This window comes from Acinetobacter gandensis, assembly GCF_001678755.1.
Lineage (GTDB): Bacteria > Pseudomonadota > Gammaproteobacteria > Pseudomonadales > Moraxellaceae > Acinetobacter > Acinetobacter gandensis.
Genome location: NZ_LZDS01000007.1, coordinates 43,650 through 53,469, shown reverse-complemented (window position 1 = coordinate 53,469; position 9,820 = coordinate 43,650). Strand labels below are relative to the sequence as shown.

Sequence of the window (9,820 nt, the reverse complement as noted above, 5' to 3'; positions counted from 1 at the left end):
ATAAGGATTTAATCATTAAGCAGCATTGGATGGCTGCGTCGGAGTAGGTTTGATTTCGCCCTTGTTTGCCTTTTGATGGCGCATACCATTGCGTAGCAGGATCAAACCAAATGGCAATATTTCCGCGACTCATGAGTGCTCGGTTATATGCGGGCCAATTGGTTGTGCGGTAGATTTTGTGTGTAGGCTTCTTCATTTGAAAATTATATCGCTGAAAAAGCCTTTACAGATAGGTTTGTGCAACAAAGCCGTTCTAAGCTAAATAAATCTTTGCCACATTTTTTGCCACACTTTTTTTAATGGCTATCACAAACTATCATATGCAAGTAATTGAATAATAGATAATTCAATAACTTATATTAGATAGAAATTGATAGGGTTGAGTTCTAGTGAGTTCAACTCCCGCCATCTCCACCAAAATTCTTTCCGAAGTAATCCATCGGAATATAAAAAAGCCTTTAAACTCAATGTTTAAAGGCTTTTTTATTGGCTGTATTGTCCGACCCTGTCCTAAGCTGTTTGCCCCAATTTATGTCTTCAGTGAGTAATTATTGGGAAAATTTACCCAATTATTTTTAGTATTAAATAGGGTAAGTACAGATGAAACCCACCGATACAGAATGTAGAAAAGCGCAACAGAATAAGAAGTCGTATAGCCTCTCTCATGAAAACGGTTTATCTCTACCTGTGACTACTGCTGGTCAATAATATCGAAATGTCCATTATACCGTTCATGTCTGAATGGGAGGGAGCAGTTGGCACTTCAGTTTGTGAAGCTGTTGTTCGTCTTACTTATAGGGTGCATAGACAGATAAATAGAAACTGTTTCAATAGTAAATATCTAGAATATCTATTTAAAAGCATGCAATATATTGGGTGCTTGAAAAATGATATTTGATTTATTTATTCAACCTTATTTTGCAAATAGAATTTGTAAACAATATAAAAGCCTAATAGAGTTAGATATCTAGTTTTTTAGTTTAATTAAATTGATCTAGAAATTTAGTTTGTTTAACATATTGAAATATATTAATAATTAATTATTCACTCGATAGAAATATAAATATGTATTTAATTAAATCAGCTATTCTGAGCGGCTAATAATCGAGAGATAACAAGTTTATATTGTTCCATGCGATCGACATCTTTTTCAGTTATCTGAGTTAAACGAGAGGCATCCATATTGTCCATTAAGTCAGCAAGTTTGACTTTTACTGCTAATGGATTAAGAGCAGTGCGTTCAGCAGCTTGCAAACGGGTTTCACCTGCTTGTTTCGTCAATGCTTGAATCGCGTCTACAATATGTGTAGCAAAACCTAAGGAGTTTAATTCGTGAGCGGTCGTTTCTGTATCTTCAAGTATGTCATGCAATATGGCCACAATTTTAGCATCTTGAGTATCGACGGCATTCATCACACGTAAAGGGTGTTGAATATAATCTTGTCCAGCTTTGTCCTTTTGACCCGCATGACGTTGTGTAGCCAAGTCAATAGCTATGTCTAAATTTGACATATTTAACCTATCTATAAAATTGAGCATTGGGAAAAATATTTTTTATTAAAAATAAAAAACCAAAACAAATGAAAGAAGCGGGGCTTTATGAAGTTTATAGTTAAGATAGATATATTAACAATCAAAAAAATTTGGTGTTGAAGGGTTTATCCAGTTATATCAACTGTAGGTAGGGGGTGATATAACTGGCTGCATAGATATCAATTAAATTTCACGCCAAACTTGGTTTTTATCTTTCAATGAAATCATAAAGTTAAAATTGTTATCATTACTGACCAATAGGCCTTCAGGAGTTTGCATCACGACTTTCAGTACAGTTCCCGTTTCAAAAACAAGGGGACTACAATTTTCTTTTTCTAAAGTCACTGGTTGCAAAAGTTCTACAATCGTGCTTTCCATTTTACTTCCCCATATCAGCATTGGTTGTTAATTGAGCTTAGCATATTATTGGTGAATTAACTATTTTTGTAAATATTGTAGGATGACTCAAATATTTTTTTTCATAAATATTTCTTTCACTTAGTTGGGTATTTATATCGGAATTATTGTTTTTATGCCCATGAATTTTATTTTTTAGTAAAAAATGAGTTTGTGCAACTTCGTGCTAAAGATACGGCTTAGATTAGTGTTCATTATTTTATTCGTATTTCGAATAGTTCTCTTTATTGAAATACGCTTTTCCGAAGAAATAAAAGTTAAAATTTCAGCTTAAATTCAGCTATGTGCTTAAAAATTGCATTAGATCACTTGATTGGGCACACAATGAATGAAAAATCTACGTAAAGTTTTAATGAGATATATCAGATTGTGTTTTCGAACATAATTTATCTATAAAACTGAATGTAATATAACTTTTAAGCTTTATCATTGCAGGTTAGTTTGAAAAGAAAAAAATAAAGGAATTCTTTTAGCAGATGTTTAAATCTTTTTTTCCAAATCCCAAATGGTTTTTTGGGTCCTTCATTGTTTGGTTTTTTATCAATATCGCGCTTTGGTATAGTGGTGGCAGTGAATGGGGAACAATCATAGGTTTACCAGAGAACTATCATCAAGCCGAATTACCGATTGGTGTGAGCCGTTTTTGGTCACCTTCCTTTATATGGTTCTATCTTTGGTTTTTTATCTCTAGTTGTATTTTTTCACTGGCCTGGAAAGTAAAGTCAAGCAATCCATGGCAACCATGGTCAGTCTGGGGCACAGCATTAATATTGTTTAATATCTGGTTCGGTGTCCAAATGAGTGTGGTTGTTAATGCTTGGTATAGCCCTTTTTATGATTTGATTCAAAAGATGTTGAGTAGTGGTGGCGGCAATGTAAATGATCTTTATATGGGAATAATGACATTTTTATATATTGCATTGGTTTATGTCACGTTTGCGGTATTGAACTTATTTTTCGTAAGTCATTATGTATTTCGCTGGCGTACGGCAATGAATGAGTTTTATACCTTGCATTGGGATCAGCTTAGACATATTGAGGGGGCATCTCAGCGAATTCAAGAAGATACGATGCGCTTTGCAAAAACCACAGAAAGTTTAGGTGTGAGTTTAGTTGAAGCGGTGATGACTTTAATTGCTTTTTTACCTGTTTTATTTAGTCTGTCTGCGCATGTAAAAGAATTACCAATAGTTGGTGAAATTCCGCATGCATTAATGTGGGCTGCGGTGGCTTGGTCAGTAGTGGGTACGCTCATACTGATGATTGTGGGCTATAAATTACCAGGACTCGAATTTAATAATCAGAAAGTAGAAGCGGCGTATCGCAAAGAGTTGGTGTATGGCGAAGATTATGCAGATCGCGCACAACCTCAAACATTAAAAGCGCTTTTTTCAAAAGTTAGATTTAATTACTTTAGACTTTATTTTCACTATGCATATTTTAATTTGGTTCGTATCTGGTACTTACAATTGGATAATATATACGGTACTTTTATTCTATTTCCTAGTATTGCAGCTGGCACTATTACATTAGGATTAATGATGCAAATTGGAAATGTATTCGGGAAAGTGCGTGAATCATTTCAATATTTAATTAGCTCATGGCCGACAATCATTGAATTGCTATCTATTTATAAGCGCTTAAAAATATTTGAAGAACAACTTAATAAAAAATAAATACTTAACTGTGAATTTAACCTGCTAAATGCAGGTTTTTTTTATGGGTTTATAATAATTGTTTTATGAAATCATCAGGTTAGAAAATAACTATACAAGTGTTTCATAATTTAAAAAGCATTACTGTAAATAAAAGTAAATATTTATAAATAGTGTATTAGATTTAATTGTTTTAAGTAATGAATAGATAAAAAAAATGACTAGCAGATAATTATTTTAACATTTAATTAGCATATTTGCTCTACTAAATGTGAACTAAGTCACAATTTCTCTTAAAACTTGTGCTTTTGAATGCATTATTTTTCTTGCTTAATGACTTTTTTGTTCGTAAAAGAAGTGTAATAAAAGCTAACTGTGATTTTCTTGTAACTTTGTTGAACTATTGCACATAAATCTATGTGTTTTTATTTCAGCTAGGCTTTGTTGCACAAAGATTTCATAACTATATGATTTTAAAAGTTTTGATTATTTTTTTGATCTAAAATTAAATTTATTTAAATCAGATGCTTACATATTTATGCAACAAAGCCTTTCAGCTAGGTAAAAACATGTAATCGGAAATAACTTCAATTTAGAAGTTACTAAAACTTTATTAGAACTATTAACTATAAATAAGCCCGATAGGAGAAATCCCATGTTGCAGGTACAAGTCGTATCTAAAGAGCATCATAATGTTCTTGAAAATGTACAAACCAATCAAGTAACTTTAAATGAGGCTTCAGTCGTTGTTATTCATACCACGAGAGAAAATATACAAAGTGCGGAACGTGTCGGTAATTCCCTTATTATAAAAACCAAAGATGGTCAACAGCTTGTTATTGAAAATTATTTTTCTGAAAATCCAGATTTGAATGATGTAGTTTTAGAAGATAATAATAAATTATATATTTTAGAAACAGGGGATAATGCGGTCGGTTTTTTAGAGATTAATTATAATCCTATAGAAGAGATCAATCCTTTACTTTATTCAGATACTACTGCCGGTTTATGGGCTTGGTTAATACCAATTGCAACTGCAGGTGGCATTTTAGGGTGGGCAAATAACGACTCTGATAGTTCATCGAGTCCTAATAATTCAAGTCAATTGCTTGATGCAGCGGAAAAGGCGGTTAAAGCAGCAGAAGATGCGAACAAAGCCGCAAAGGATGCTTTGACCGATGCACAAGCTGATGGATTAATTACCCCTGAGGAAAAGGCAAAACTTGAGCAAGCACTTGCTGATGCTAAAGCTGCAGAAGATACTGCTCAAAAAGCTGTTGATGCTTTAAAAGATGGTACAGACAAAGACGGCCTACAAGACCGTTTAGATAACTTAACGGATATTGTGATTCCAGCGGTGACAGATACCGATGGCAATGGCATTGATGATGCGGTGGATGCACAAATTGCCAATGCTGAAGCGGCAGTAAAAGCCGCAGAAGATGCCTACCAAGCCGCAGAAGATGCATTAGAAGAAGCCAATGCAAACGGCTTAATCACCCCAACCGAAAAAGCTGCACTTGAAGAAGCACTCAAAGCGGCACAAGACGCCAAAGACGCAGCGCAAGATGCGGTAGATGCCTTACCATCGGCACCTGCAGCAGTGCAAGATGCCAAAGATGGCTTCCAAGATCGTTTGGATGCGTTGACGGATATCACCATTCCAGCGGTCAACGATGCCAATGAAAATGGAGTCGATGACAGCACAGAAAATCCAGTTGATTTAGCCACAGATCTGGTTGAAGCAGCAGAAGATGCGTATCAAGCAGCAGAAGATGCACTCACTGATGCCAATACAGATGGCTTAATCACACCTGAAGAAAAAGCTGCTTTAGAAGATGCCTTAAAAGATGCACAAGATGCTAAAGATGCAGCACAAAATGCAGTGGATGCCTTGCCAGACAGCGCGGACAAAGATGCATTGCAAGATCGAATTGATGCCTTAACGGACATCACCGTTCCAGCGGTCACCGATACCGATGGCAATGGGATTGACGATGCAACGGACAGCTTAATCGCGGATGCAGAAGCGGCGGTGGCTGCAGCGGAATCAGCTTATGCCGAAGCCGAGCAAGCGATTGCTGATGCGGATACAGATGGTAATGGTCTCATCACACCAGCAGAGCAGGCAGTTGCCCAGGCTGCGATTGATGAAGCTGCCGAACTAAAAGCCATCGCACAAAATGCAGTAAATACCTTACCGGCAGAAGTACAAGCTGAGAAAGACGGGTTACAAGGTCGACTAGATGACTTGATCCCATTAACTGCACCAGCAGTCCAGATTGCTCTAGATGACAATGTAAATCTAGATATGGGTAATGAAATCACAACAACCGAGCCAGCTGTTGTTGATGAGAATGTTCAAGTGATTAATTTACTTGAATCAACTAGCGGTGCGGATGCAGGAACAGAAGTGGTACTTTCTGGTTCTACAAATAGCCTTGCAATTTCAATTTCACAAACATCATTACTTGCAGTAGCCGATGCGTATCGTGTTGATGTTTTAGATGAAAATGGCAATATTGTGTATTCAGCAGTCACCCAAGACTCTGAATTAGTTGGTGATTTAGCTGGGCTGGGAATATTAGGGATTACAGGAGATAATACCTTAACTGCAACAGTATCTGATTTGCCAGCAGGTACTTATCGTGTTGTAGTCAGTAATGATGCGGGTGCCTTAACTAATCTACTTGATACTGATGGTGGTGGTATTTCACTTCAAGAACTCGGTGATGCAGGCGTGTTATTAGGTGCCGATAATCAACAAGTTGTTCTTGATGCTGTAAATAATGCTTTAGGTGGTGGTGCTATTGCAGCATTAGTCACAGAGGTTATCTTACCGCCTGTACTTACATTAGTGAATGGCCTACCTGTAGATGAACTTGTTGGCGCATTAAACGATAGTTTATTAAGTAATACTGATGCAATTTCTTTACTTGGCTTCAGTGTAACCGGTTTGTTAGATACGATTGTTGATGCAGCAGCAACCGCACTACTTTCAAATACCCTGACTTTATTGCAGGAAACTAGCATTACTACCCAAGTGACTTCAACGACATTTGAAAATTACTCTGTCGATAATAATGTTTTAACCAATGATGAAAATCCTGAGCTAGCAACAGTTACTCATATTCAATTTGGAGACGGTGCACCGCAAGAGGTGACTACGGGCGGTGTAAGCATTAACGGAGAGTATGGGGTTTTAACAATTTTCGCTGATGGTTCATATGAATATATTGGAAATGGTGATTTTGAATCTATCGGAAAATCAGAAGTATTTACTTATACAATATTAGGTGCGGATGGAGTAACGACTGATAGCGCAACTTTAACTATTAATATTTTGGATGATTATGCACCGGATGCTCCTGTGATTAATCCTGTAAGTGCTACAGGAGATATTACAGGTACAGCAGAAGCGGGCTCAACAGTGGTTGTAACTGATGAGAATAACAATGAAATTGGCAGAACAGTCGTAAGAGCTGATGGTTTGTGGTCAATCACAAATCCAGGCTTAACAGATGGGGCAGTACTTAATGTTATAGCAATTGATGCTGCTGGTAACCCTTCTCAAGCCGCAAGTACAAGCATTGATGCCCAAGCACCAATAACAACTCTTGTGACAAATACAACGGGTGATAGTACGCCAACTTTACAAGGTACAATTGATGATCCGACAGCAACAGTTGTTGTGACTGTGGATAGTATTAATTATACCGCAGTGAATAATGGTGATGGTACATGGACACTTGCCGATGGCCAGCTTCCAGAGTTAGCTGATGGTAGTTATAACGTTACTGTGCAAGCTATTGATGCAGCAGGCAATGAAAGCACAATTACAGACAGTTTAGTTGTTGAGGCAGTTCTATTTGCCAATGACGATTTAAATAATGTGAATGTACTCGACACGGTTATCGAAAATAATCTGACCGACAGTGGTTTTATTTTTGGACTAGCTGGTGCAAATGTATTATCAGGATTAGCAGAGATTGACTTAAGTGCAGGTGGCTTTAATTTTACTGTTGCTCCTGATACCACTCAAGATGTTTCGATAGATGTAAATGGTACAACAGGTTTAGATCTTAGAGCATTAGTTGACTCAATAGGGGCATTATTTGGTCAAACTCTTTCTGCTGATTTGATGTTGGTGAATCTTGATACAGGTGAGATTGTTACAACAGTTGAAAATGCTCTTCAGTTAACACCAGCATTATTGACCACGGTAATGACAGCAGAAAATATTGAATTTACTGATATACCAGAAGGCAATTATACGATTGCTTTCTCGAGTCCGTCAGGAGATGGAGCTCTAAGTCAATTATTAAGAGCAATTGCTGATGTAGGGCTTCTTAGTGGTGTGAATATCAGTATAGAAACATCAACTCAGTACTCAACAGCAGATGCAGTAGGTAATGTGTTAGTGAGTGGAGCAGATTCAGATGTAGCAGATATTGGTGAAGGTCTGACAGTGACACAAGTCATTTCTGCTGAAACTACACATGCTGTGAATACACCAATTGCTACAGATAATACAGAAACCGCGATATCTGGTAATTACGGTATTTTGTATATGCAAGCTGATGGTTCTTATCGCTATGTAAGTAATGGGAATATTAATGATGTGGGTAAAGTTGATACATTCACTTATACAGTAGCTGATGCAGCTGGTAATACTTCACAAGCTTATCTCAATATCCGTACTGATGCTGAAGGATCAACTATTGATTGGGATGAAAATGATCTTCAAGCCGATGGTGTGATTACTGTAGATGCAGTTGATGACGATGCAACGGTTAAGATCGCGCAAACAAATAGTGTCAGTGAGTTATTACCAAAAGTACAAGTTGTCGATGCTCAGGCTACAGGAACTAATGGACCGATTACAGGGTCAGTGGTTACTAATACAACTTGGACAAATACTTATACACTTTCAGAAAGCTTTAACATTACAGAAAATACTGTAGCTAATGGAACATTAACTATTACGGCTGAATTACTAGGTACAGTATTGAATACTTCTGTAACTGAGGATTGGGGCGAGGTTACTGCGACCTACACAATTATCGGTCAAAGTGGTGAAGTGACAACCGGTATATTAACTTTAACTGACAGTACCCAAGTAGTGGATGGCTATTATACGGTAAGTATTCCACTTAACGATTTAATTGCGGGCGAATATATCCTTAATGTTAATGTGGAAAATATAACCACTAATACAGGCGCGTTCGGGGCAACGCCTGCAAATAATGGTGAGTTTACAGTTGATACGACACTTTCAGTGATTGAAACTTCGTTAAATGACTTTACAACTATAGAGGGTATATATAGTGAAGAGGGTAATTTACTGGAAGAAGATATTGTTTCTAATGTAGCGACTTTCACCATTCAACAAGGAGCAGAGACATATCGCTTTGAAAATGGACATATCTATCAGAATGATGTTTTGCTGCAGAATCAGGATTCTGTAAATATTACTGGTACTTATGGAATATTAAATATTGAAGCAAGTGGTAAATACACTTACACAACGCAAGATGGCAACAGTATTGGTCAAACAGAGAGTTTTACTTATACTGTAAATGATGTGAGCGGTTTATCTGATACTGCGAACCTGAATATTGGAATAGGCGCTTCAATTACAGGTAGCCGTTATGATGATAGTTATTCAAGCCATGTAGGCGTAGCAGATACTGTCATCTTCAATTTATTATCTGATGATAATACTGGTGGAAATGGTCACGATACTTGGAGTAATTTCAGTGTAACAGAGGATGATAGAATTGATGTAAATGCTCTATTGCAAGATGGATTAAGTAATTTAGCTACTGACAGTGATTATATTGGTAATTATATTAAAGTTAATACATCTGGTAATGATACTGTGATTAGTATTGATCGTGATGGTAGTGCTACTGATTCGACATATACTGAAACTGAGTTGCTTACATTGAAAAATGTAAATACCACACTTCAAGAATTGTTAGATAATAACCAGCTTTTATTCTAATTAAATAGAATTTAAGCAATAAAAAAGAGCCTCCTCGGAGGTTCTTTTTTATTTTCTTCATAAACACCGCTAGATCCAAATAAAATGTGAAACTCATCAAATTAAAATGAATAAAATGTGTATACATCTCAAATGCATGCGATTTTAGTGATTAAATTTATAAAAATAATAAATAAAATCAAGGTTATAAAATTGTGAAAGGCATTAA

5 protein-coding genes are annotated in these 9,820 nt (G+C 36.4%); 2 read left to right on the top strand and 3 right to left on the bottom strand.

Annotation, left to right across the window (positions count from 1 at the left end):
* The 3 genes from A9J31_RS15280 to A9J31_RS04185 all read right to left on the bottom strand — a co-directional run.
* On the bottom strand, positions 1–196 hold a 196-nt coding region (locus tag A9J31_RS15280), incomplete at its 3' end, for a transposase (protein WP_171256659.1).
* Positions 197–1,080: 884 nt separating this feature from the next.
* Positions 1,081–1,512 (bottom strand): HD domain-containing protein, encoded by a 432-nt coding sequence (locus A9J31_RS04190; RefSeq protein WP_067762709.1) that lies wholly within the window; start codon positions 1,510–1,512, stop codon positions 1,081–1,083.
* A 204-nt stretch (positions 1,513–1,716) separates the two neighbouring features.
* A complete protein-coding gene (locus A9J31_RS04185; RefSeq protein ID WP_067762708.1) occupies positions 1,717–1,911 on the bottom strand; it encodes a hypothetical protein in 195 nt (64 codons plus the stop codon).
* A 515-nt stretch (positions 1,912–2,426) separates the two neighbouring features.
* On the opposite strand from A9J31_RS04185, the gene sbmA reads away from it, so the two are divergent.
* A complete protein-coding gene (gene sbmA / locus A9J31_RS04180) occupies positions 2,427–3,626 on the top strand; it encodes a peptide antibiotic transporter SbmA (RefSeq protein ID WP_067762707.1) in 1,200 nt (399 codons plus the stop codon).
* Positions 3,627–4,260: 634 nt separating this feature from the next.
* Positions 4,261–9,612 carry a GA-like domain-containing protein gene (locus A9J31_RS04175; protein WP_067762706.1) on the top strand — a complete coding sequence of 1,784 codons (5,352 nt, stop codon included), beginning with the start codon at positions 4,261–4,263 and terminating at the stop codon, positions 9,610–9,612.
* Positions 9,613–9,820 lie beyond the last annotated feature (208 nt).

What these genes read in the sequence shown, in the direction of transcription:
- A9J31_RS04190 (WP_067762709.1), bottom strand. Translation starts at nt 1,512, where the DNA reads ATGTCAAATTTAGACATAGCTATTGACTTGGCTACACAACGTCATGCG.
- A9J31_RS04185 (WP_067762708.1), bottom strand. Translation starts at nt 1,911, where the DNA reads ATGGAAAGCACGATTGTAGAACTTTTGCAACCAGTGACTTTAGAAAAA.
- sbmA (WP_067762707.1), top strand. Translation starts at nt 2,427, where the DNA reads ATGTTTAAATCTTTTTTTCCAAATCCCAAATGGTTTTTTGGGTCCTTC.
- A9J31_RS04175 (WP_067762706.1), top strand. Translation starts at nt 4,261, where the DNA reads ATGTTGCAGGTACAAGTCGTATCTAAAGAGCATCATAATGTTCTTGAA.